20 protein-coding genes and 1 pseudogene are annotated in these 23577 nt (G+C 40.9%); 1 reads left to right on the plus strand and 20 read right to left on the minus strand.

Annotated elements, in window-relative coordinates; all coding sequences use genetic code 11:
- The 15 genes and pseudogenes from ACXYSK_RS04535 to miaA all read right to left on the minus strand — a co-directional run bounded on the left by ACXYSK_RS04535 (position 1) and on the right by miaA (position 17986).
- Positions 1-702 (minus strand): ABC transporter ATP-binding protein, encoded by a 702-nt coding sequence (locus ACXYSK_RS04535; RefSeq protein WP_414307228.1) that lies wholly within the window; start codon positions 700-702, stop codon positions 1-3.
- A gap of 149 nt (positions 703-851) precedes the next feature.
- Positions 852-6017, minus strand: a pseudogene (locus tag ACXYSK_RS04540) (Ig-like domain-containing protein); the annotation flags it as partial.
- Between the two features lie 256 nt (positions 6018-6273).
- Entirely contained in the window at positions 6274-6831 is a 558-nt protein-coding gene (locus ACXYSK_RS04545) for an SMI1/KNR4 family protein (protein WP_458625197.1), read from the minus strand.
- A 15-nt stretch (positions 6832-6846) separates the two neighbouring features.
- On the minus strand, positions 6847-8595 hold the full coding sequence (locus tag ACXYSK_RS04550) for a glycoside hydrolase family 13 protein (RefSeq protein WP_458625198.1): 1749 nt from the start codon (positions 8593-8595) through the stop codon (positions 6847-6849).
- Between the two features lie 188 nt (positions 8596-8783).
- Positions 8784-9740, minus strand: a complete 957-nt coding sequence (locus tag ACXYSK_RS04555; protein WP_458625199.1) for a hypothetical protein — start codon at positions 9738-9740, stop codon at positions 8784-8786.
- 124 nt (positions 9741-9864) lie between these two features.
- Positions 9865-10614: a hypothetical protein gene (locus ACXYSK_RS04560; protein WP_458625200.1), complete on the minus strand. Its 750-nt coding sequence runs from the start codon at positions 10612-10614 to the stop codon at positions 9865-9867.
- Positions 10611-11198, minus strand: a complete 588-nt coding sequence (locus ACXYSK_RS04565) for an SMI1/KNR4 family protein (protein WP_458625409.1) — start codon at positions 11196-11198, stop codon at positions 10611-10613. The genes ACXYSK_RS04560 and ACXYSK_RS04565 overlap by 4 nt, the downstream gene beginning before the upstream one ends.
- 44 nt (positions 11199-11242) lie before the next feature.
- Positions 11243-12307: an ankyrin repeat domain-containing protein gene (locus ACXYSK_RS04570; RefSeq protein ID WP_458625201.1), complete on the minus strand. Its 1065-nt coding sequence runs from the start codon at positions 12305-12307 to the stop codon at positions 11243-11245.
- 2 nt (positions 12308-12309) lie between these two features.
- Positions 12310-12747 carry a hypothetical protein gene (locus ACXYSK_RS04575; RefSeq protein ID WP_458625202.1) on the minus strand — a complete coding sequence of 146 codons (438 nt, stop codon included), beginning with the start codon at positions 12745-12747 and terminating at the stop codon, positions 12310-12312.
- Positions 12748-12765: 18 nt separating this feature from the next.
- Positions 12766-13335 carry an SMI1/KNR4 family protein gene (locus ACXYSK_RS04580; protein ID WP_458625203.1) on the minus strand — a complete coding sequence of 190 codons (570 nt, stop codon included), beginning with the start codon at positions 13333-13335 and terminating at the stop codon, positions 12766-12768.
- Positions 13336-13534: 199 nt separating this feature from the next.
- On the minus strand, positions 13535-14290 hold the full coding sequence (locus ACXYSK_RS04585; protein ID WP_458625204.1) for an SDR family NAD(P)-dependent oxidoreductase: 756 nt from the start codon (positions 14288-14290) through the stop codon (positions 13535-13537).
- Positions 14291-14310: 20 nt separating this feature from the next.
- Positions 14311-15240, minus strand: a complete 930-nt coding sequence (rnz, locus tag ACXYSK_RS04590; RefSeq protein WP_235083931.1) for a ribonuclease Z — start codon at positions 15238-15240, stop codon at positions 14311-14313.
- 14 nt (positions 15241-15254) lie between these two features.
- On the minus strand, positions 15255-15878 hold the full coding sequence (locus ACXYSK_RS04595) for a cystathionine beta-lyase (protein WP_235083930.1): 624 nt from the start codon (positions 15876-15878) through the stop codon (positions 15255-15257).
- On the minus strand, positions 15871-17109 hold the full coding sequence (gene hflX, locus ACXYSK_RS04600; RefSeq protein ID WP_458625205.1) for a GTPase HflX: 1239 nt from the start codon (positions 17107-17109) through the stop codon (positions 15871-15873). The genes ACXYSK_RS04595 and hflX overlap by 8 nt, the downstream gene beginning before the upstream one ends.
- Positions 17102-17986 (minus strand): tRNA (adenosine(37)-N6)-dimethylallyltransferase MiaA, encoded by an 885-nt coding sequence (miaA, locus tag ACXYSK_RS04605; protein WP_458625206.1) that lies wholly within the window; start codon positions 17984-17986, stop codon positions 17102-17104. Before miaA ends, hflX begins: the two co-directional genes overlap by 8 nt.
- A gap of 122 nt (positions 17987-18108) precedes the next feature.
- Here miaA and ACXYSK_RS04610 point away from each other — a divergent pair, with 122 nt between their 5' ends.
- Positions 18109-18279 carry a DUF3042 family protein gene (locus tag ACXYSK_RS04610; RefSeq protein WP_001051780.1) on the plus strand — a complete coding sequence of 57 codons (171 nt, stop codon included), beginning with the start codon at positions 18109-18111 and terminating at the stop codon, positions 18277-18279.
- Positions 18280-18323: 44 nt separating this feature from the next.
- Here ACXYSK_RS04610 and ACXYSK_RS04615 read toward each other — a convergent pair whose 3' ends face one another.
- The 5 genes from ACXYSK_RS04615 to pabB form a co-directional block, all read right to left on the minus strand.
- Complete coding sequence (locus ACXYSK_RS04615) at positions 18324-19163, minus strand: thymidylate synthase (RefSeq protein ID WP_458625207.1); 840 nt, start codon at positions 19161-19163, stop codon at positions 18324-18326.
- Positions 19164-19260: 97 nt separating this feature from the next.
- Positions 19261-20220: an ROK family glucokinase gene (locus tag ACXYSK_RS04620; protein WP_414274892.1), complete on the minus strand. Its 960-nt coding sequence runs from the start codon at positions 20218-20220 to the stop codon at positions 19261-19263.
- A gap of 102 nt (positions 20221-20322) precedes the next feature.
- Positions 20323-21168 (minus strand): excalibur calcium-binding domain-containing protein, encoded by an 846-nt coding sequence (locus ACXYSK_RS04625; protein ID WP_458625208.1) that lies wholly within the window; start codon positions 21166-21168, stop codon positions 20323-20325.
- A 49-nt stretch (positions 21169-21217) separates the two neighbouring features.
- The gene (locus tag ACXYSK_RS04630; protein WP_458625209.1) at positions 21218-21841 is read right to left on the minus strand and encodes an alpha/beta fold hydrolase; all 624 of its coding nucleotides are present in this window, start codon (positions 21839-21841) and stop codon (positions 21218-21220) included.
- Positions 21842-23563: an aminodeoxychorismate synthase component I gene (gene pabB / locus ACXYSK_RS04635; protein WP_458625210.1), complete on the minus strand. Its 1722-nt coding sequence runs from the start codon at positions 23561-23563 to the stop codon at positions 21842-21844.
- Positions 23564-23577: the final 14 nt, after the last annotated feature.

Consider the following 23577-nt stretch of genomic DNA (forward strand, 5'->3'; position numbering starts at 1 on the left):
TTAGTACTCCAAATCATCAATATCCTGTGGTTGAGGATTGAGGACAACACTCTTGACACTGGCATCATGCATCTGAATCACCCGATCGGCTATAGGAGCTAGGGAGGCATTATGGGTCACGATGATAACGGTGGCCCCCTTCTTACGTGACATATCTTGAAGAATCTTTAGAACCTGCTTACCAGTCTGGTAGTCCAAAGCTCCCGTTGGTTCATCACAAAGGAGAATTTTAGGATTTTTAGCCACGGCTCGAGCAATGGATACCCGTTGCTGCTCACCGCCAGACAGCTGGGCTGGAAAATTATTGAGACGATGTCCTAATCCTACGTCCTTTAAAACCTGCTCAGGATCCAAGGCATCGGCAACAATTTCTGAAGCTAGCTCAACATTTTCCTTGGCAGTCAAGTTAGAAACTAAGTTATAAAACTGAAAAACAAAGCCAACGTCATCTCTACGATAGTTAGTTCTCTGATGAGAAGTGAAATTCGAGATATTGGTTCCATCAATCCAGACTTGCCCTTCATCGTTTGTATCCATACCACCAAGAATATTTAAAACTGTTGACTTCCCTGCACCAGATGACCCAAGGATAATGACTAGTTCTCCCTTTTCAATCTCGAAGTTGACATCTCGATTGGCTACGATTTCTGTATCTCCAGTATGATACCTCTTATAGCTATGTTTCATCTCTATATAGGCCATTTCATTTCCTCCTTTCCTCCCCCCTTTTTTCACCCTTATTATAACTCTTTTGAAGGGAGAATAAAAGCAAATATAAGATAGAAAAGAGAGAACACTGTGGTTCTCTCTACTTTGATTTACTCTATATTTTAACAATCACTTGTCACCATATAGTGTAGGCGGTATTCCCCTAGAATATCTCCGTTTTCAGCCTTAACGACAACTCGAACTGGATCCCCTTCACGAACACTTGGAATCACTGTAGCAATACCATTATCTGATACACTTGCTGTTACAGTTAGTGCTTGGTCTGCTTTAGCTTCTAGATAATAGTCAGTCAAGCTAGGGTTAAAGTTCGGTAGATCTTTTCCATCTACTTGAATTTGCGCTTGAGCTTTCTTAGCTGCAGCTACTTGTTTAGAGAAGATTTGAATTTCTGTAATCGAAGTGCCCCATTTACCATCTGGTCTAACCATACGGATACGGACTGCGTAAGTGTTAACTTTATCAAAGCTAAAGTGAGTCATTTCTCCAGCTCTCACTTGATCTGGAGCTTTAAGATTTGTCACTTGTTTCCAATTATTGTCATCGTTAAAGACGTGGTCTTCACCAGCTACAAAACTTGGATTCTTAGGCACTGTTGGAACATCTGTTCCTACATAGTATTCGATGACATAAGACTTAGGTGCACCAACACCGTGGTCTTCGTGGAAGGCAACATTGAGATTGTCAACCGAACGTTTAGACAGAATACCAGAATCACCAAAGAGAATTCCCACTGATGCTTCACTTGTACGGTTCCAGTTTGTCCAACGGTTTGCCGGTTGATCATTAAATGAGATTAGTTTATCATTAACATTTGCTACCGAGTCACTTGGATTTGAGTCTGATGCAAAGGCAAGTGGCAACTCTGAACCTGTCCACTGGTCAGAAATGTTAGCACCAGTTTCTGTCTGAGCAGACACACGAACATGAAGCTTGGTTGGTAACTGAGTCCCTTCCACATGTCCTGTAACGGTAAAGCTGCCTTCATTTGCATATTGGCTTGGGTCAATAGCATCCCAAGTCACTTTAGCTGCAGATACTTGGCCGTTTGAGTGGTAAGTACGAACACTTTCTGGTAATTGAGGAGCTTCTGAAACCGGAGTTGTTGTAGTCACTTCTTCGACTGCAATGATACCTTCTACAGAAACTTTAGCATGAGCTTCGTCTGCAATTCCTTCTACTTTACCTAGAACATCAAAGCTATGGTATTTAGCAAGGTCTTCCTTAGCAACTGCTTGCCAAGTCACCTTGTGAACTTTTGGAAATCCTTTATCGTACTCTACGGTTACTGTATCAGGTAGACTTGGTTCTTGGTTCAAACCTGTCACGACGCTAACTGGACGAATGGCTTTGACAACTTTACTTTCTATATTTGCTTGAATGTTCAAGTCAATGTGACCTTCAGCTCCTTCAAATTGAGCTTTCAGAGTTACTTGACCAGGTTTGTGCAATTCAAGCATGCCTTTACGAACGGCTACGTCTCCTTCACCTGATGTAGAGAAGGTTACCTTGTCGGCTTTCAAGACTGCCTGAGTACCATCTTGATAGTGAGCAAATACCTTGATGCCAACTGTTTGGTCTGCTTTCAGTCCATCTGCATTTTCTACTTCTAGGCTCAAACGTTCAATCTGCGGTGCTTCTTGTAAGAATTGGATAGCATACGTTTGGAGTGCTCCACCATCATTTGGTTGAACATAAATGCTTGCACGCATACCATTTGCTTCGTTAGCTTGAATAACTGTTACTTGAGCATTTTCAGCTAAAGCTTTGACTTCAGGTAAAGCAGTTCCATAAGCAAGTTTATGGTATAGAACTGGTTGGTCAGTTGAGAGACCTTCTACTGCTTGGTCTGCTACTGTTACAGTCGGTACTACTGGACCAGCAGGTTGACCTTCGGCAACTACGAATGTAGCAGCGATTTCATCATCTCCTGATATTCCTTTAACCTGAATGCGAGAACCTGGGATAGCTAGTTTAGCTTGATCTTCAGCTGCAACTTCCCACCTATCAACGTCATAGCTTCCTACAGTACCATCTGACAACACATAGGTAACAGATGGATCAACCGTACTTAGATCTGTAGTTGGTGCAATTCTCTTAACTACAGGCAATTCTGCTTCGAGTGCCAAGACTTCAACACGCGCTTCTACATCGCGACCGTCTGCCACACCTTTAACAGTAAAAATACCAGGTTGGTTGACATCAACTGCTGACCATTCTACTGGAAGTTTTACACGACTGCCATCACTGTAGATAAATCCTACTTTTGAAGGCATTTTCGCTGCTTGACCAATAACTGTACGAACTTTAGGAACCTCTGTACCTAAAACAGTTTTTTCAGCCTGGTCTTTCTTACCTGTGAAAATGGTTGTTTGACCAGATTTCAAGAAATCAGAGTGAGCTGTCAAGGTGAATTTACCTGCTTGCTCGGTTGATTTAACAATCACAACACCCTTACCATTAAAGGCCTTTCGAATCCATGAACCATCTGCTTGTTCTTTGTAACGTTCACGGCTGGCTTGTTCCCCATTGTCCACCCCAACAATCAGACCTTGACCATGTAACTGGAAGCGAACAAGGTTATTGGCTGTAGGAACTACGTTACCTTTACTGTCAACAATTTCGTAATAGATATAAGTAAGGTCTTTTCCATCAGCTGCGATAGCATTTTCTTCTTTGACCAAACGAACCCCTGCAGGTTCTCCAGCAGTCGTAATCTTATCCCGAGCAATGATATTTCCTTCCTCATCACGCGCTACTGATTCCAAGGTTCCAGGTTGATATTCGACCTTCCACTCAAGATAAAGTTCATTCGCATTGGCACCTTCTTGGTAAGTGCGTCCATCGCTTGTTTGTTTTTTAGTAAATGTCTTCTTGCCTAGAGTTTCACCATTCAAATATAGTTCTACACTTGCAGCATTTGAAAATGCACGAACAGGGATCTTACCATCAGCATCAGCTACATTTTCTTTTAGGGTAGAATCTTCCCAATTCCAGTGAGGAAGAAGATGAACCATTGGTTTCTTCTGAGCAGAAACCCATTGGCTTTGGTACAAGTAGTAGTCATTCTTTGGAATTCCAGCTGTATCTACGATACCAAAGTAAGAACTCTTAACTGGAGTTTGATTTTGGTTGTGCCATGGAGTAGGCTCACCGATATAGTCGGTACCTGTCCAGATAAACTGACCAGCATAGCCTGCATTATCACGATCAAAAGTCCAAGACGATGTAGCTGTTTTTCCCCAACCAACACGGTCATTACCATAGTCTGATTGCTCATAATGACGGTAAGCTTGGTTACTGTGAACTAACTCACTTTCTGGACGGAAATAGCTGCCACGTGTACGAGTTGCTGAAGAAGTTTCTGAACCGTAAATCAACCAATTTGGATGTTTCGCACGAAGCTTCTTGTAGTTATCCTCTGAGTAGTTAAATCCAACGGCATCAAGTTCATTGGCAATCTTTTCATGGTCACCGCTACCATCACCAAAGCGGAACTTGTCTGCTCCCATAGTGACATAGCGTGTCTTATCAACTGCCTTGATCACTTGAACTAAGCGTTTAACAGTTGCTAGAGAACGAGCTTTCCCGTCTGCTTCACCGATTTCGTTACCGATAGACCACATGACGATAGCAGGGTTATTCTTTCCTCTTTCGACCATGGTACGAAGGTCAAAGTCAGACCATTTTTCACCTTTTTTAGCATCTGGGTGAGTGGCGTCTTTGTCAAAGAAACGTCCGTAGTCATATTGTTTCTTACCACCGTACCAAGTGTCAAAGGCTTCTTCTTGGACCAACAAACCTAGTTCTGCAGCAATCTGCAAGGTCTGCTCACTAGCTGGGTTGTGGGTTGTACGGATAGAGTTCACACCCATATCCTTCATCTGTTTCAGGCGACGGTATTCTGCCTTATAGTTTTCTTCAGCCCCTAGAGCTCCGTGGTCGTGGTGAAGAGAAACTCCATGGAATTTGATGCGTTCACCATTCAAAGAGAAGCCTTCATTTGGTGTCCAGTTGTAGTAACGGTAACCAAACAAGTCCTTCTTAGCATCGACCAATTGACCATCACGATAAACACGAGTCACTAATTCATAAAGGGCTGGTTTATCATTAAGAACTGTCCAGAGTTTTGGTTTTTCAACTTGTAAAATAGCATTTAAGCTTGTCGATTGATGTGCTTTCAAGACTTGGCTATCTGTACTAACCAAGTCTGTTACAGCTTGACCGTTACGTTCAATAATTTGGTATTCAGCAAGAATTTCATGATCTTTGTCATCTGTGTTGACAATCTTACTTGTTACATGAGTATCAACCTTGCCATTCTGTTGTTTCTCAAGGTCTGGTGTTAAGATGGTTGTTCCATTCTTTTCAGCATGGACCTTATCTGTAACTTGAAGGTTAACATCACGGTAAATACCACTTCCTGAATACCAACGACTACTTGGTTGTTTATTAATGGCATGGACTGCGACGACATTTTCGCGACCGTCTTTATTGAGATAGTCAGTAATGTCATATGAGAATTGGTTATAACCATTTGGATAGTGACCAACTAGCTGGCCATTGACATAGACCTGAGAATCCATATAAACCCCATCAAATGTGATACGAACATTCTTATTGAGATCTTCCTCATCAAGTTTAAAGGTCTTACGATACCAAGCATCACCACCATTTAGCTGTCCACCCTCATTTTGGGCAGGAGAATCATGGTCGAAGTCATTGTAAATACTCCAGTCATGAGGAAGGTCTAATTTCTTCCAGCTTGATACATCGGCATCTGGTTTGATAGCATCTTTTGCATTGGCATTGAGTTTGAAGTGCCAGTTTTGGTTAAATTCTACTTTTCTATCCTCAATCAACTGTTTTACCTCATCATTAGTTGCAGGTTTGAGCTCTGGTTTTTCTGTTTGAGCAGATTGATCCTGAGTCACAGCTGGAGCTTGCTTCTCTACATCAGAATTTTCTTTATTCTCAGAAGTAACCTCATTAGTTGGAGCCTCCTCTTTTTTCTCTCCTTCATGATTGGTTTCTACTGCTTCACTGGTAACAGTTTCTGTTGTTACAGGTTGTTCAGAAGCTTTTGATTCTACAGCATCTTCCTTAGTGGTTTCCTTATCTATATTTTCCTCAACAACAGCAACTGGTGTTTCATCTGCAGATACAGTACTTTCACCAGCTAGATTGGTTCCAAATAAAATAGCGCATGTTCCGATAAGCACTGAGCATGTCCCGACCGTAAATTTACGGATGCTATAGACTCTTTTTCGATTCCAATGATCTTTTCCCATAGGCTTCTCCTTATTAAGGAACCGCTTCTATTTTTTGTGAAAACGTTATACTTTTTTGTTTTTATTATTTCTATTTTATTAAATAACATAAGATACTTCAATAGAATCCCTATAAAAATCATACTTTTGATTTATTTTTCTATAATTTGTAGAAAAGCTTAAATTTTAAAATGTGCATTTAGAAAAATACGTCAAAACAGCTGTTTCACTTATAGAAACAGCTGTTACTGAAAAACTATTCTGAATTTACCTTCGATTACTGATTATCCTTCTTTTCTTTTAACATCTTGAGCATCTCATTTTTACGTTCTTCTAGCTCTGAAATTTGCTGGAGTAAAAGTCCTGAAAAATCACAATTAAGCTCTTCCGTTTCTCCACTGTTATACCAATCCAAAGCTACTATGTGATTGTCCTTATCAAAGCAGAAAATTACATCTCCATCCCCGATGACAGACAGAAATGGAATATAATCCTCAAAGCCCAGAGCGTGTAATTCCTTGGTTTTAATTCGAATATCTAAGAAATCTGGGATGCCATTTGCAATTCCAAAAACCTTAATACCTCGGCAGAAGGTCCAAAAAGGGGCTACATCGTAAGCCTTGGCTCTTGGCCATAGCTCTTCCCTGACTTCCATAAAGAGACCTCCCAGAGCTGACATGGTGAATTCTCTGAAATCTTCTGGAAGACGAATGCCATATTGAGTTTCAAAATCCTGAACATCTTCTTCCGATGGTTCATTGCCCATGCAAGCGACAACTTGATAAGTGTCCTTATCATAGTGACGAAAATAATCATAAACTTCCTTGAGTGCCATTATTTTAATCCTTTTTTACTCAGAAATATAGACTACAAATCCATCTGGTAAGATGATTTGTTGTCCCTCCATAACCTGACAATGACTCGCTAAATCAACTGAATATCTATCCAAGACAAAATTTTCCTTAGACTGATTAAAGATAGCCTGAACTTCTTTTCCTTCGTAGCTCCACTTCAAGGAAAGAATATCTGGTTTCACTTCTTCTAGCTTATTGATTCCATATTGAATAATGCTTGAAATTTCCTTACGGACCTTGATTAATTTCTTCATGAAATTCAGCATATCATTGTCCCCAGAAACACGATCCCATGGCATGACACGACGGCAATCGGGATCTGGTCCACCTTTAAGTGCCAGCTCTGTTCCATAATAGATACAAGGAGCCCCTTTTTGAAGATAGAGGAAGGCGAGAGCAGCCTTGACATGCTGGATATTTCCTTTAGCGGTCGTGAGGATACGCTCTGTATCGTGAGAGTCTAAAAGGTTAAACATCACTTCCGAGATTTGTTGCTTGTAGTACATAGACTGGCTGTTGATTTCTGAAATAAACTGCTCCGTCTTTTTATGCTGACGCAAGAAATAATCCTTGATACTTTCAGAAAGAGGGTAGTTCATAACTGCATGGAACTCATCCCCTTTTAGCCAAGGCTGAGATGTATGCCAGATTTCACCTAAAATATACAAATCAGGCTTTTTAGCCAGAACTGCCTTTCTGAAATCTCTCCAGAACTGGTGGTCAATTTCATTGGCAACGTCCAAGCGCCAAGCATCAATATCAAAATTCTCAATCCAATAGGTCGCAACACTTAAAAGAAATTCTTTAACTTCCGGATTGGCTGTATTTAACTTAGGCATATAGCTAGCAAAGGCAAAGGTATGATACGGTAGTTCTTTTGGCTTCTTCAGTTTATCCTCAGTAATTGGAAATTCTTGAATATGGAACCAGTCTTTATAAGGGGAATTTTCTCCATTCTTCAGAACATCTTGCCACTGAGCCGACTGATAGCCGATATGATTAAATACCGCATCTAGCATAATCTTGATGCCCCGTTTATGAGCTTCATCGACTAGATTACGAAAGACTTCCTTATCACCAAAATGACGATCAATTTCAAAATAATCTGTCGTATCATACTTGTGATTGGTCGTAGCTTCAAAAATCGGGCATAGATAAAGTCCAGTGATTCCCAAATCTTTAAGATAGTCTAAATGGTCGATAATTCCTTGCAAGTCTCCACCAAAAAAGTCATCCCTGTTAGGCGCAAGCTCAGCATCCCACTCTCGAGCTCCATCAGGAGTCAACTTTGGGTTTCCATTAGCGAAGCGTTCAGGGAAAATCTGATACCAAACAGTATTTGAAACCCAACTTGGAACCTGACAACCATCGATTTCGTGAATGTAAGGAAGCTTGAAACCATTATCTTCAGCATCCAAGTTTTCCTGAGTATATTCTACACATCCCTTATCACCGTAATAAACACCTTGACCTTCTTTATCAAGGAGCTCAAAGAGATATTGAATGCGTGCAAAATCAACGGAGACCGTGACCTGCCAATAATCAAATAAAGCATCCGAGGTTACTTTAGTCATTTCTTTCTTGGCTTCATACTTATCCTCGATGAAGATAAAGGGATCTCCATAATGTAAAATGACCTGCTGGACATCATCTTTCTTGGTTCTGATTCGGATATGTAGCTGACCTTCTTTGTAAAGATAAGCATACTCTGATTCTGGTCTATGATAAATGGCTGTTAATTCCATGTCTTGTCTCCTATAATCAATAAAAACGCAAACGTTTTCATAAACGATATTTCTAGTATACTATTTTACAAGTTAAATTGCAATACTGGGTCAAGTTTCACAAGAAAACAGCTCAAATTAGATACTGTAGAATAATCAAGAAATTTCAGCACCTATCAATAAAAAGCTCCCAAACTCAGCCTCACAGCCTAGTCAATCTGACAAAGAGCAAGTTCTTTTAATCCTCTGTCGTACATGAAGGTTAAACAAAAGTTGTCTGTTATATTTTGAACCTTGTGTTTACTCATTCCTCTAGGCAAGGCTATATCGCACAATTCTCTTGTTGCCAGAGAAAATAGCTTTTGCTTGCCCTTCCAGTCATCATTTTTAAATAGGGGACTCAGGATAAGATAAGGCGAATCCGTAAAAATTCCATTGACACCAGCTTTTTTGCCTAAAGCCTTTAAATGTTCAGATTCTAATAACTTTTCGATAATACGACCATCACTAGAGATTTTAACTAGGGCATAATAGTCCATGCCCCATTTATTGACAGAGGTTTGACTTTCTCCAGAGCTAAAGGCATAGAGCTCTTGCTGCCAATATTTCAGACTATCGATTTTAGGACAAGCATCAGAGTTCGTGTCGTGGTAGTTTAAAGCTTTTTTATCAATATGCGAATAAGTGGTCCACTTCGCCTGCTTGTTCTCTCTATCAAATTCTAAAAGGGCAAAGTTTCTTGCCTGATTTGTATAAACTTGATCTTCAAAACACACGGGTATCTGGTCGCTATCTGATACTATTTGAAAATATCTCTCTTGTGCCTTTTTAGGAAGTATACTTTGCGAATCCTTTATGGCAATGATTCCTGGATGAGAAAAATCACCAGTATAATAGACTATTTCCTTGCCAGCCTTGATGATACCAATATTATGTCCATCTGTATAGAGTAGAGGCTCTTCCTCCCAAACATGGTTACAAGCCCAAGTATCTATCTCCTTGACTCCCAAAGGAGACACTTCTAGCAGACAGTAGCGATTAAAAGCTTCCTTCTCACTGGTCAATACAAAGGCTCTACCATCATGTAACATGACAGAATTGAAAACACTATTGTAGTCCTTGTCTAGTTCCCATTTGTTCAATAGGCTTAACTTTAACTTCCCCATTTTCTTCCTCCTAATACTCAATGAAAATCAAAGAGCAAACTAGGAAGCTAGCCAAAGACTGTACTCGAGTACGGCAAGGCGAAGCTGACGTGGTTTGAATTTGATTTTTGAAGAGTATAAACAATCACCATTCATTGATGGCAAATAGAATGGCTAATCGAATATTTCTGAGCAACTGATCCGAAAGTTCATCGTATACTTGACCCAGTCCTTTATCTTGTGCAAGCCAGCCAGGTTCATCATTCCAGGAGCCCATTGCTCCATAAACATCCGCTGCACTTGCAGCTCTAAATATGCTTAGATGTTGCGGTGGAATTTGAGGTTCTGCCAGTCCTTTACCAGATTCTGGGTCTAGCAAAAAGTTTCTGGCAGAGTGAAAGACTTTGGCAAAGTTGTCACATTCAATTTTACTTGCTAGATTTTCTATACGAGTCAATATGTCCTTAAATTCTTCGATATTATTTTCATAGTGGGGAAGGTCTTGAAAAGGCCTTTCCCATTCATACTCGGTATAGGTAACATCCCAGCCCTTGCCTGGGGAAGCAACGTCCCAATTTGGTAGGAAATAACTTGCCTTCCCATCTTTATAAAAACAGAGAATTGAACTCTGTGTCGTATTGGAGAAACCTAAAATACTTCTGTCATTTACTGAGATAGGGCAAAATAATTTCAAGTCCTTCAAACCTTTTTCCTTAAGGTTTTCAAACCAATCAGATACAGATAGTTCTATAACTTCCCCCTTTTCTGACGGCAAAATTTGAAAGCAAATCTTATTGATATATTGGTCAGGATGATACAAGATTGCCTGATCATTTTTTAAAGCCTTCCTAGCTGCTGCCACGATACAGGCTATTTGGTACATTTGTCCGTTCATACGATCTCATCCATTATCTCTTCAATCAACTCCGTAAGACTTTCTGCTACATAGATAATTTCATCAGGATCATGGATGTAGCAAATAACCTGACCTTCCTGACCCTCCTGGTCTGGATCAAAATCCAGCATAAGATAACAAGAGTCACAATACTGAGCAAAAGGAAGCCATTTTTTATTAAAAAGATAAGACTTAATTCTACTATCATGCATGTTTTCTAGGTCTTGACTAGAAAAATAGTCGGGAAATTCTGTTAACAGAGCATCTCTATTTTGAAAGTACTTTTTACATGCCTTAATTTCCTGTAGACTCATGAGAGAAAAAGTCAGCTCTCTCTGGTCAATCACACAAGGTAAAATAGAGAAGTATTTACTCCCATTTTTGTATCTATAAAGCTCTTTGAAGTCACTAGGTAGACGAATGCCAAATATTTCCTCAAAGGCTTGAAGCTCTTCCTCGGAAGCACCAGAAATGTCCTGATAATCTTCCAGATATCCTTCCTCTACAGGATCATCCAAATCCCAGTCTTCAAAACACTCACAAATATAAGTTTCTATTTTTTTAACTTGGTCACTTAGTTGCATCATTTCACCATGAGTTCTTTGTTTTATCTATCTTCCAATGCTTTTTAACGATTATAACTTGTTTTTTCTAGGGAAATGGGCTCAGGATTTTGCTTAATCCAAGCAATAGCTAGCTGACACAGGCGGTCTAGGCGAGGCTCGTCATCAAAATCTTTCCCATGAACTTGAGCAATAAGCTCTTTAGTCTCTGCTAATTCTTGTTCTGAAAGAGAGCTTCCTAGAGACAAGTATTGAGGGAGAGCCTGAAGCATCTTTCTATAGTCCCTGTCCCAGTTGACCCCACCATTGCGATCTAGTTCATCTCGAACTCTGCCTGGTATACGGATAACTTCCCCCTGAACAGTTTTTGCTGCTCCACTTGAAGGAATCAAGAAGGACCAAAGTTCCTCATATTGCTCCTCCCAAATTCCTTCTTTGACCAAGATTGGTGCACTGCCATCATGGGTTATTCGTTTGGCGACTGGCTTAACATCAAACAAAGCATAAAGTTTTTCTAGACCCTGATCTGCGGCTTCTAGATAGTCGGGATTGATTCCTTCTCTATGAAACTCAAAATCCTTCCCGATATTTTCGACCTTTTCTTTCATAGCTGGCGTTTTCTTAGCACCAGCATCCAGTAGCATTGTGGCGATTTCAGCTGTTTGAGCAATATAAATCCCCCGACAAACCATCAAGACTGAAGCTAGTGGGGTTCTTCCCATATCATTTTTAGCATTGACATCTGCTCCCTTATCAATCAAAAGTTTGACAGTCTTAGGATGGAAAAACTCAGCTGCTACATGTAGGGGGGTCTCACCATAGGTATTAGGTTTTCCAATGTCTGCCCCCAATTCAAGCAAGAGTTTTACTGTATCTCTCCCCAAGATTGCTTGACGGTACAAGGGAGTCGCTCCATAATAATCAGGGATATTGATATCCAAGCCCTTTTCCACCAGCCAGATAACCAATTCATCCGGGACTCCTCCCATATGAAGTGGTGTACATAAGCTAAATCTTCCATCATGTGCGGTTAATTCACAACGATTATAGACTGCTTTAAGGGCTTCAATATTTCCTTCATCCATTAAATCCTTAAACTCTTTTGGTAATGTAACTCTTTTCTTTGCCATCTTTAGTTCCTTTCTTCTGATACATCATCTAGGGCAAGCCAATGAAGATTGTCAACAGTTTTCAAAGTCAGTGCTTGTCCATCATAATCATTTTTCAATTCAAGACCGTCTTGCTTAATAGATATATTATTGTACCAGTGGTCTAGGCTGGCGTATTTCCCCATATGAATGTTGATGAGTATACTGGTTATCGGATCCCACGTTCCTTTCTTAACAGTTTCAGCTAAAAGATAGTAAGCGTCTAAAAATATGAGATTTCTCCCATAGATCCAAAAGGGCAGTTCAAGTTCTAACAAAGGCAACTTGGCAGAAAAAATCTCATCCCCGTGGGGTGGCACGGTTTCATAATGAAATTCTATCTCACTGCCATAATAGGCAATCAAGGCTCCCTGACATCCGATATTTTGAGGAATTCCTTCCTCAGCTATTATAAATTCCATGACCTGCTCCTTCTATTTTCAATCATAAAATCCGACCAGACTCTGCCAGAATATCAAACTGGACGCATGGCATTTTCTAGTCATCAAGTGGATGAAGTCACTTTCACAACCCTTCCAAACTGCAGATTGAGCCGTTCCCATGGCTCTAACAAATGCTAGAAAATCTGGTGCCAGCCATATTTTTTCATCATATGTCATCTCTGCATCAACAGCATAGACCGCCCCAGATTGACAATCCAGCAAAATAGTGTAGGGATCTCCATTTGCAATGATGATCAAGCTACTTTCTTGTAGAGTTGAGTAATCATAGTATTCCAAATTGCGAATGATCAGCCAAGTAAGACTAGTGCCGTCCCCATATCCAAATTGGTAACTTAAAAAACCTATCTGCCCCCAGTTATAGGCCAGAATATACTTCCTAAAAATCGGATCCAAATCTTGGATTTGAAGTTGGCTTTTCAAACGATCCATTTCAGACACTGGCAAATCTGTTTTATTCAGGACAATCCCTTCTCTTATCTCAGGGTCCAGTTCTTGTGTTTCTTCTTGGGTAAGGGAAATGATTTGGTCAATTGTCAATAATTCCATTGTCGACCTCCGACTATACATAGGGCATTATCTAGGGTAAGCTAGCTGGTTTGGGACTTCATTTATCTAATGACCTTTCTTATCTCAATTATACTCCAAAACTATCAAATAGGGGAAAACTACCAGTATGTTCAGGGATTATTTTCGATGAACACCTCCTAATTAAAGCAAAAAGCCCTTCCTAAAAGGAACAGCTTTATCACTTATAATTAAAGGTCTCTCCTGCCAACTTATCCGCTAACTTGGGAAAGAGAGTATAAAATTTATGAGCTAAATGGAGCAATACTGGGAGATTGAGTTCCCGTTTGTTTTTTCCTATGGTCTTGATAATCTTTTTCGTTACATCATCTGGTTCGAGTAGGAAACGGTCAACTGATTTTAGATAACTGCCGTCTGGGTCAGCCTGGTCGAAAAACCCTGTACGGATAGGTCCTGGATTAACAGTCGTCACATAGACACCATAGGGCATGAGTTCGAGACGTAAAGCATTTGAAAAACCAATGGCCGCAAATTTGGTCGCTGAGTAGAGACTGGACTTGCTAGTCGCTATCAATCCTGCCATGCTGACGATATTGATGATATGTCCTTTTCGAGTCTCCTTCATAAGAGTTCCAACCAAACGAGACAGATTCATGAGAGCAAAGGTATTAACCTCAAACATCTGACGAATATCTTGATTAGAAATCTTATCGAAATCCTCAAAAATCCCATATCCTGCGTTATTAATCAAAACATCAATCTTTCCATAGCGCTGGTAAAGTTCAGCTACTAGGTCTTCTAGGGCTTGAGCATCGGTAATGTCCATCTCGACCAATTCTGCCTGAGGATGATTTCCGTATAGTTGAGCTAGTTTTTCCTTATCTCTGCCGAGTAAGATGAGTTGGTCATCTGGCAAGAGTTTGACCATTTCTTGGGCTAGACCTCCTCTAGCTCCCGTAATGAGAACAGTACGCATCCTTATCCTTTCTCAATCTTCTAGATTTCCACTTCTTCCAAATCTTTAACTACATGGACATTTTCAAAAATCGTTGCAGCATCTTTCTTAAGCTGGCTAATGTCTTTTGAAAGAAAACGGGCGCTGATATGGTTGAGCAAGAGTCGTTTGGCTCCCGCTTCTGTTGCAACCTGCGCAGCCTGCATATTGGTTGAGTGGCCATGATTGCGGGCAATTTTCTCATCACCTTTACCATAAGTGGACTCATGGACAAGAACATCTGCATTGACACCAAGACGCACACTAGCATCTGTTTTTCGAGTATCCCCTAAAATTGTAATAATCTTACCAGGTCGCGGTGCTGAAATATAATCTGCTGCCTTGATCTCGGTGCCGTCTTCTAAGACGACATCCTGACCGTTTTTAATTTTTCCAAAAAGAGGGCCGAATGGAACACCAGCAGCCTTGAGTTTCTCAGCGTCCAAGGTCCCTTCTAGATCCTTTTGCATGATACGATAACCAACGCAGAAAACAGTGTGGTCCAACTCTTCTGCATAAACGGTAAACTTATCCGTTTCAAGGATTTTCCCAAGAGAATCTTGGTCAAATTCATGGAAATGAATCTTGTAGGGCAAACGTGATCCAGACACACGTAGACTAGTCAAAACAAAAGACTTGATACCTTGAGGTCCATAGATTTCCAAATCTGTCTGCTCTTCATTGGCTTGAAAAGCACGACTGGAGAGGAAACCTGGCAAGCCAAAGATATGGTCTCCGTGCAAGTGGGTGATAAAAATTTTGCTGATTTTTCGTGGTCGAATCGTGGTTTCCAGAATGCGATTTTGCGTTCCTTCTCCACAGTCAAAGAGCCAAACTTCATTAATCTCGTCCAAGAGTTTCAGGGCAAGGCTTGAAACGTTGCGGGCTTTAGAGGGCTGACCAGCCCCCGTTCCTAAAAATTGAATATCCATTCGATACTTTCTAATTAATCAAAATATAACATAGCGGTGCGGTTTTCTGAGCGATAATAAAGCTTACCAGTATAGGCTTTAGCTTCTTGTAATAAATCTTCTTGACTATAACCTTTGAGACGCTTGCGACCATCTGCCAAACTTTCCAAATCTGTCAAGGCTGTGAGATTTTCCACGTTAACAACTTCCTCTTCTTCGATTGGCTTCATGTAAATCTTTCCAGACTCCTCAAAGACTAGTTGATGAGGGAAGATTTGCGCAATCTCAAAGAGTAATTCATCTGTAATTAGCTCCTCAGCTTCTGAGAAAATCCGACCTAGTCCTTCTCTCTCATAGCAGAAACCAAAAGACTTCCCTGAGAGATTGAGGCGGATAAAGGGTTTGCTTTCTTCCGTGAAACTTGGCTCAACATTGTATAGATTCAGCTCCTGACTTACTTCCGCAAAATAATCTGTCGCAGCTTGAGGGCTCTTTTTCTGATAAAGTTCTGCAAAGTAGGCATTCACTACACTGGGGGGAGGGGTGATGAGAGCTAGCTGCTCCTCTTCAGACCTACCAGCTAGTAGCTGGTCCAAATAGACCTTGTCTAGACTTGTATAGCCACCATACTTGAGTGCTAATGTTTTGATATCAGTCATAAAATTCTTCTAATCTCCATTTATTTTTCTCAGAAATGTAGCCTCTGATGACTTCGCCGTCATCTTGATAATCCCTTTCTTCTAGGATAGCAACACTCTCTAAATCGTGAATCTTATAGGATTTAGAAAAAGGCACGCGCAGAGTAAAGGGTTCAAAAATTTCCTTGATCTTATCTAGCAGTATAGCCTGCAGCTGTTCGCGACTATCTTTAGACTTAGCAGAAATCAATGCATAAGGCGTTTGAGTCGGCGTGAAATCCTCCACCAAATCCGCTTTATTATAAAGGGTCAAACGAGGAATATCCTCCATATCCAAATCTTTCATGATAGACAGGACTGTTTTTTCATGTTCCTCATGGTAAGGATTGCTGGCATCAATAACATGAACCAGAAGATCTACATGCTTGCTTTCTTCCAAGGTCGACTTGAAACTAGACACCAACTCTGTCGGCAAATCTTGAATAAACCCAACGGTGTCAGTCAAGGTAACCTGAAGATTGCCCTCCAGATGAATGCTCTTAGTTGTCGCATCCAGAGTCGCAAAGAGCTCATCCGCCTCATACTGGGTCTTACTGGTCAAGGTGTTCATGATAGTTGATTTCCCAGCATTGGTGTAGCCAATCAAACCAATCTTAAAGGTGCTTGACTCCAAACGTTTTTCTCGAACTGTCGCTCGATTTTTCTCAACCACTTTAAGCTGACGCTCGATATCTGTGATTTGGTTGCGAACACTACGACGATTAAGCTCCAGCTGACTCTCACCTGGACCACGAGAACCAATGCCCCCTGCCTGACGGCTAAGCATGATCCCTTGACCAACTAGACGAGGCAGGAGATACTTGAGTTGGGCAAGATGAACTTGGAGCTTCCCTTCATGGCTTCGAGCTCTCATGGCAAAGATATCCAAAATCAACTGCATACGGTCAATTACCTTAACACCCAAAACTTCCTCTAAATTGACATTTTGTCGAGGTGTCAGACGGTTGTTGACGATGACAGTCGTGATTTCTTCTGCATCCACCATTTGAGCAATTTCTTCCAACTTACCAGAACCTACAAAGGTCTTGGAGTCGTATTTTTCTCGTTTTTGTCTGTAGCTATCGACTACAACTGCACCAGCCGTCTTAGCCAGACTCGCCAGCTCTTCCATGGAGAGGTCAAAATTATCCATGCCCTGAAGTTCAACACCAATCAGCAGGACTCGCTCCTCTTTTTTCTCCGTTTCAATCATTTAAAAACTCCTCAATCTGGCTTAAAATTCGCTCTTTTACACCGGATTCTCCTATCTGATAAAAGGTCACCTGCATGCGATTACGGAACCAGGTTAGCTGACGCTTGGCAAAACGGCGTGTCGCTTGCTTGAGACTATCGCTAGCCTCCTCCAAACTTTGCTCTCCTCGAAAATAGGGAAAGAGTTCCTTGTAGCCAATGCCTTTAGCAGCTTGCACATTTGGAAAATGATCAAAGAGCCACTTTGCTTCGTCCAAAAGTCCAGCTTCGAACATCAAATCCACTCGGTGGTTAATCCGCTCATAGAGTTGACTGCGCTCATCATCCAAGCAAATAATCAGAGGCTCATATAAACTTTCTTGATTTTCCAAATCTTGTCCAAAATGGGCAATTTCCAAGGCACGCATAGCACGACGACGATTAAACTGGGGAATTTCAAGGCCTGCTTGATCCACCAAATGGGCTAACTCCTCATCCGAAAAAGGCTCTAGACTAGCGCGATAGGCTAAAATGTCCTCATGTGGTGTCTCTCCACCTAAATGATATCCTTCTAGCAGGCTTTGGATATAAAGTCCTGTCCCACCTGCAATAATAGCAAGCTTATCACGACTTTGAATGTCCTCAATGGCTACCTTAGCTTCTGAAACAAAATCAAAAGCCGAGTAAGACTCGGTTACATCTCTCACATCGATTAAATGATGAGGGACAGTTGCCTGCTCCTCTGGACTAGCCTTGGCAGTCCCAATATCTAGGCCTCGGTAGACTTGTTGGCTATCTCCACTAACTATTTCTCCATTAAATCGCTGAGCAACTTCAATGGCAAGTGCAGTCTTTCCAACAGCTGTTGGACCAACAATCACAATTATTTTTGTTTTCATCGTTTTTCCTTGAAAAATTCCCATTTTTTCGTTACTATTATTATATCACAAAATGGACAGGCAGAAAAATGCTATCTCTTGAGCTATTTCCGTCTGATTTATAAATAAAAGGAGGAAGACTCATGGCTAAAGGATTTGCTAAAGGTCTCGTAACAGGTGTTGCAGGAACTGTTGCTGCTGTTGCAGGTGCAGTATACGCATTCAAAAAGAAAGTGATTGAACCAGAAGAACAAAAAGCAGCTTTCATCGAAGAAAACCGTAAAAAAGCAGCTCGCCGTCGCGTATCACGTTAATAAACAAAAAAAGAAGTTGGGAAATCCAACTTCTTTTTTTGTTCTTAAATAGCCAGGTCAAACTTCAACTGCGGTTTCACTGGATCATAGTCAACTAACTCAAAATCTTCTGCTTTAATATCAAAGAAGTTGGTCTTATCTGGTACATTCAAGACCAAACGTGGTTGGCAGTTTGAAGGTTCACGACGAAGCAGTTCCTCCGCTTGTTCAAATTGATTGTCATAGATGTGAAGGTTATTGATGAAGTAGAAAAATTTCCCTACTTTCCATCCAAAGTGTTTAGCAATCATCATTTGAAGCGCCACATACTGCATGGCATTGATGTGGTGAGCTACCAGCATATCATTAGAACGCTGGGTCAAGGTCGCATCTAGATAGATGTCCCCATCTACTCGACGGACATCAAACATGGTCTGAAAGGCACATGGAAGGAGGCCGTCTGTCTCCTCAAAGGCCTGATAATCCCAAAGCGAGATGATATTGCGACGGTTCCAAGGATTGGCTTCCAACTGTTTGAGGATTTTATTGATGATGTCGTGCTTCTTAACCACAGCCCCATAACGCTCCCCAATAGTACCTGTGTCTCCCACTTCCCAATCATTCCAGTAGTGAACATTGTACTTGTCATTGAGAACTTCTAGGCTATTTGTCTGGTCTTGATAAATCCAGAGCACTTCTTTGATAGCTGATTTGATAGCAATGGGACGCAAAGTCGTGATTGGAAATTCACCCTTAGACAAATCATACTCTGCAAAAGCACCTGTGATGTACTTAGAGTTAGCCACTGTTCCATCCTTATACTTGGGACGAGCTTGTTCTGAAAAGACACCTTCATTGAGAATTTGCTCAATATTTTCTTTAAAAATCTTATCTGCTTTTGTCATTTACTCTCACCTCAATCATTGTCTTAACTAGTATAGCATAAAAAAAGAAAGGAGGAAAATCACTCGCTTCAAGAAAGTGATTTTCTCCTTTTAATTCTTATTGCAAGACAAGGGACGCAGCACCGATAACTCCAGCGTCATTTCCTAAAGTTGCAAGAGCCAATTTAGTGGTTGTGCGAACTTGAGGGAAGGTATTTTCGTCGTAAACCTTTTGCACTCCCTGAAGAAGGAAATCTCCTGCAGCTGATACCCCTCCACCGATAACGATTGTTGATGGGTTTAGGATTGAACCGATGTTGGCACATGCAATACCCAAGTAACGTGAGAAGTTACGGTAAACGATCAAAGCAAGGTCATCCCCTTCTTTTGCCAAATCAAAGACAGTTTTAGCAGTTACTTCTTCACCGTCGTCAATCAAGCGTTTCAACTCTGCATCGCCTTCGTACTCATCTGCATAACGACGAGTCAAGTTGACAATCCCTGTAGCTGAAGCTACTGTCTCAAGACAGCCTTTTTTACCACACGTACATGCGATTGGTTGGTCAAAGTCAACTGTGATATGTCCAAGTTCACCTGCAGCACCAGCAACACCGTGGAGCAATTTCCCTTCTGCCACGATACCGCCACCAACACCTGTACCAAGTGTCATAAAGACAACGTCTGGTTGGTTTTCACCAGCACCCATCCAACGTTCACCAAGAGCGGCTACGTTGGCGTCATTGTCGATAAAGAATGGAATACCTAAGGCTTTTTCCATTTTTTCTTTGATTGGTTGAAGAGTTTTCCAGTTGAGGTTATAGGCACCGATAACAGTTCCTTTTTCACGGTCAACCACACCAGGTGAACCCATACCAATTCCACGAAAATCTTCAGCAGATAATCCAAGTAAGCCCAAACGGTGTTGAATCGATTCAATCATATCGTCTACGATATGGCTTCCTTCATCCAAAATGTTAGTCTTGATAGACCATTTTTCTTGGATTTCTCCTTCCAGCGTTAAAATAGCAAACTTGATAGATGTCCCACCAAGGTCAATCCCAATAATCTTTTGACTCATCTTTTTCTCCTTATTCTCAATTGAAAATGCTTACAGTACTAGTATAACAAAATCTGCCAATCAGTGCAAAGGTTTGCATTGATTTCCCAAATTTTTTCTATTCTATGGTTTCCACAAACCAGAGGCGTCTACATAGTAGCGTCCGCCATCAACTCGCTCATTTTTTGCCATTTTACCATCTGATTTTAAATAATAGTTTCCTTGCCATGCATTACGAGCATAAGAACCATCTGATTTTAAATAGTACCAAGATTGGTAAGAAGAATTATAAACCCATTCACTCTGAGCCATTTTACCATTTGACTTGAGGTAGTATGCACCTTGCCACGCATTATGCGCATAAGATCCATCTGATTTGAGGTAATACCAGGCTTTGTAGTAAGAATCATAAATCCATTCATTCTGAGCCATCTTACCATCTGATTTGAGATAGTAACTTCCTTGCCATGTATTGCGGGCATAGGAACCATATGATTTGAGGTAATACCAAGCTTGGTAATAGTTATCGTATACCCACTCATTCTCAGCCATTCTTCCATCTGATTTGAGGTAGTATGCACCCTGCCAAGTATTTGTTACTGGTTTCCCATTTGCAGAAAAATAGTACCAAGATCCATTTTGACGAACCCAACCACTTACAGCTTCTGCACTAGGAGCAGGTGCTGCACTATTTGGTGCTACATTGTTGTTAGCTTGAGATGTACTCGTCTTTTTCTCTTTTAAAACTCCCTTAGGCGCATTCTTCGATTCACAAGCGATTCCATCATGATCCTTATCCAGAGTAACAGAATAACCTGGTTCTCCCTTATGAATATCTGCATATCCATTCTCCCAAGCTTCCTTACAGCTCGAAAAATGGATACTTTCATCTGCCACAACAGGTTGTAAAAACAGAGTAAGGACAGGTAAAGAAACTAGGCCTAGTTTTAATAAATGACGTTTGTTCATAATTTTCTCCTAAAATTATAATATCAATATCAATCTCAATATTATTTTATCAAACTTGTTTCAGCAATTCAAGAAAACTTCTAGTTATTTCTGCAAACTCTTTTGGTTTGGCCCTATTCAGAACATGAGGTCCATCAAGAATAATCTGAATCTGAGAATTTGGAATCAGTTGTTGCAGACCTTTCATAGACTTTAGATTAGGCTTATCCTGACTACCACAGATTAACAAAGTTGGATATGAACAATTCTTTGCAATCTCTCTTAAATCAAGTGTTTTTAATTCTTCAGATACTCCAACTAAAAGCGATTTGTCTGCTCCCTGCTTCTCAAATATCCTTTTTGGGAGTAGTTTAAATATCAGAGATTGAATATAAAAAGGGATGTTTCCCGCTAATTTCAATGGACAACCTGATAAAACCAAGGCCTGAAGATTTGGCAGATCGTAACTTGACAATTCTAATGCAAGTGCAGCCCCTAAAGACAAACCGACTAGGACAAAAGGTTCTGTCTCCTCTGATAAGTGCTGATAAATGCGCTCTTTGGCTTCTTGGTAGGTCCCAACTCCTGAAGGAAATAAGTCCAGTGCTTCAGAGGGATAATCTGCCAGCAAATCCTGAACTTCTTTCCAACTATCTGCTGACTGTCCCAAACCGTGTAAAAATACGAGTTTCAATTAGTTCTCCTTTACTGACAATTCATACAAGCCTCTGACTGCATTACAGGCATAAATAACTTCTGCTTCTTTCAAATCTGATAAAGTTAAGACCTTCTCTTCTACTTGCCCGCTTTCAAGTAAATGCTGGCGATAAATCCCTGGTAACAGGCCTAGCTGACTAGGAGGTGTATAGAGCTTGCCATCCATTTTTAAGACCAGATTCCCAATAGAGGTTTCAAGCAATTTTCCATCAGCAGTGTAATAGATGATTTCCTGCTCTCCCATTGTCAAATGCGGTCGGTGTGTCGTCTTAAAATAGGTAAAGGCCTGCTCCAAATCAGCTTCTTGCTGACAAAGCTTGGCCTGATAAAAACTAGAGCTAAGCGGTGTCAATACTTGTCGATCAATTTCTATTTCTCCAGACTTGCTGATACTGATTCGCAAACGGTAGTCTTGATGAAGTTCACAAGTCTGGCACTCCTTCTCTAACTTTTGTCTCAAAACTTCTTGGTCAAATGGAAAGGCAAAATAACGACTAGCCTTTTGCAATCTTTCTAGATGTTGCTTTTCAAAGAGCAATTTTTTCTGGCTGATTTTCCCTGTCGTAATTAGCTGAAAACGAGGCTGTTTGCGATAAAGAACAGCAGCCTTTTGCTGGACTTCACGGTATTCTGACTCCCAAGTGCTATCCCAAGTGATGCCTCCACCAACTCCATAGATGGCTTGCCCTCCATGCAGTTGAATGGTTCGAATAGCCACATTAAAAATTCGTCGTCCATTGGGAAGTAAGAGGCCAACAGTTCCACAGTAAACTCCTCTGGGTTGGGGCTCCAAGTCCTTGATAATTTCCATGGTCGCTATCTTGGGAGCTCCTGTGATGGAGCCACATGGAAAGAGCGAACGAAAGATTTCAACTAGGTCAACATCTGGTCGTAACTGACTCTTGATAGTTGAAGTCATCTGCCAAACTGTAGAATACTGTTCCACTTGGCATAAACGCTCCACATGCTCACTCCCTACCTCAGACAGACGATTCATATCATTGCGCAAGAGGTCCACAATCATCATGTTTTCTGAACGATTTTTGGGATCTTGTTCCAACCAAGCCGCCTCTTTCAAGTCTTCAGCATCAGTCAGACCACGTTTAGTCGTCCCCTTCATAGGACGAGTCGTCAATTCACGACCATTTTGTTCAAAAAAGAGTTCTGGACTCATTGAAATTACTGCCATGTCGTCATGTTCAACATAGGCATTGTAACCTGCTTCCTGCTCTACCACCATACGATTGTAGATAGCAAAAGGATTAGCACTTAAATTCTGTTTAAGTTGAACCGTATAATTAACCTGATAAGTATCCCCTTGTCGTAAATGATGGTGAATTTGCGCAATAGCCTTTTCATAGTCCTCAGCAGATGTTACTTCCTGCCAGTTTGATGGTAACTTCACCTCCTCATAAGTCAGAGGAATGTTAGATGTTTCAACACTGTTATGAACAGTGAAGTAAAGCAAATACTCTCCTAACAAGGGGCCTGAGTGTACTGCTAATGTTTCCTCAAAAGCAGGTGCGGCCTCATAGCTGACATAGCCTACCACATAATAGCCTTGCTCTTGATAGCTTTCCACTTGTGCCAGCAGGTCTGCCACTTCCGTTAAATCTCTGGTTTTTAACTCTTTGATAGGCTGGGTAAAGGTATATCTCTCGCCCAAAGCCCTAAAATCAATCACTGTTTTTCTATGCATATCCTAAGTATACC

The sequence above is a fragment of the Streptococcus sp. V919 genome (assembly GCF_054353475.1).

Excerpts from the sequence above, each read along its gene's own strand:
- ACXYSK_RS04545 (WP_458625197.1), bottom strand. The coding sequence starts at position 6,831 with ATGGCACTCAAGGAAGTTTATGATTATTTTCGTCACTATGATAAGGAC.
- ACXYSK_RS04580 (WP_458625203.1), bottom strand. The coding sequence starts at position 13,335 with ATGGAATTATTGACAATTGACCAAATCATTTCCCTTACCCAAGAAGAA.
- ACXYSK_RS04575 (WP_458625202.1), bottom strand. The coding sequence starts at position 12,747 with ATGGAATTTATAATAGCTGAGGAAGGAATTCCTCAAAATATCGGATGT.
- ACXYSK_RS04550 (WP_458625198.1), bottom strand. The coding sequence starts at position 8,595 with ATGGAATTAACAGCCATTTATCATAGACCAGAATCAGAGTATGCTTAT.
- rnz (WP_235083931.1), bottom strand. The coding sequence starts at position 15,240 with ATGGATATTCAATTTTTAGGAACGGGGGCTGGTCAGCCCTCTAAAGCC.
- ACXYSK_RS04610 (WP_001051780.1), top strand. The coding sequence starts at position 18,109 with ATGGCTAAAGGATTTGCTAAAGGTCTCGTAACAGGTGTTGCAGGAACT.
- ACXYSK_RS04615 (WP_458625207.1), bottom strand. The coding sequence starts at position 19,163 with ATGACAAAAGCAGATAAGATTTTTAAAGAAAATATTGAGCAAATTCTC.
- ACXYSK_RS04555 (WP_458625199.1), bottom strand. The coding sequence starts at position 9,740 with ATGGGGAAGTTAAAGTTAAGCCTATTGAACAAATGGGAACTAGACAAG.
- ACXYSK_RS04565 (WP_458625409.1), bottom strand. The coding sequence starts at position 11,198 with ATGCAACTAAGTGACCAAGTTAAAAAAATAGAAACTTATATTTGTGAG.
- miaA (WP_458625206.1), bottom strand. The coding sequence starts at position 17,986 with ATGAAAACAAAAATAATTGTGATTGTTGGTCCAACAGCTGTTGGAAAG.
- hflX (WP_458625205.1), bottom strand. The coding sequence starts at position 17,109 with ATGATTGAAACGGAGAAAAAAGAGGAGCGAGTCCTGCTGATTGGTGTT.
- ACXYSK_RS04560 (WP_458625200.1), bottom strand. The coding sequence starts at position 10,614 with ATGAACGGACAAATGTACCAAATAGCCTGTATCGTGGCAGCAGCTAGG.
- ACXYSK_RS04535 (WP_414307228.1), bottom strand. The coding sequence starts at position 702 with ATGGCCTATATAGAGATGAAACATAGCTATAAGAGGTATCATACTGGA.
- pabB (WP_458625210.1), bottom strand. The coding sequence starts at position 23,563 with ATGCATAGAAAAACAGTGATTGATTTTAGGGCTTTGGGCGAGAGATAT.
- ACXYSK_RS04595 (WP_235083930.1), bottom strand. The coding sequence starts at position 15,878 with ATGACTGATATCAAAACATTAGCACTCAAGTATGGTGGCTATACAAGT.
- ACXYSK_RS04570 (WP_458625201.1), bottom strand. The coding sequence starts at position 12,307 with ATGGCAAAGAAAAGAGTTACATTACCAAAAGAGTTTAAGGATTTAATG.
- ACXYSK_RS04585 (WP_458625204.1), bottom strand. The coding sequence starts at position 14,290 with ATGCGTACTGTTCTCATTACGGGAGCTAGAGGAGGTCTAGCCCAAGAA.
- ACXYSK_RS04625 (WP_458625208.1), bottom strand. The coding sequence starts at position 21,168 with ATGAACAAACGTCATTTATTAAAACTAGGCCTAGTTTCTTTACCTGTC.
- ACXYSK_RS04620 (WP_414274892.1), bottom strand. The coding sequence starts at position 20,220 with ATGAGTCAAAAGATTATTGGGATTGACCTTGGTGGGACATCTATCAAG.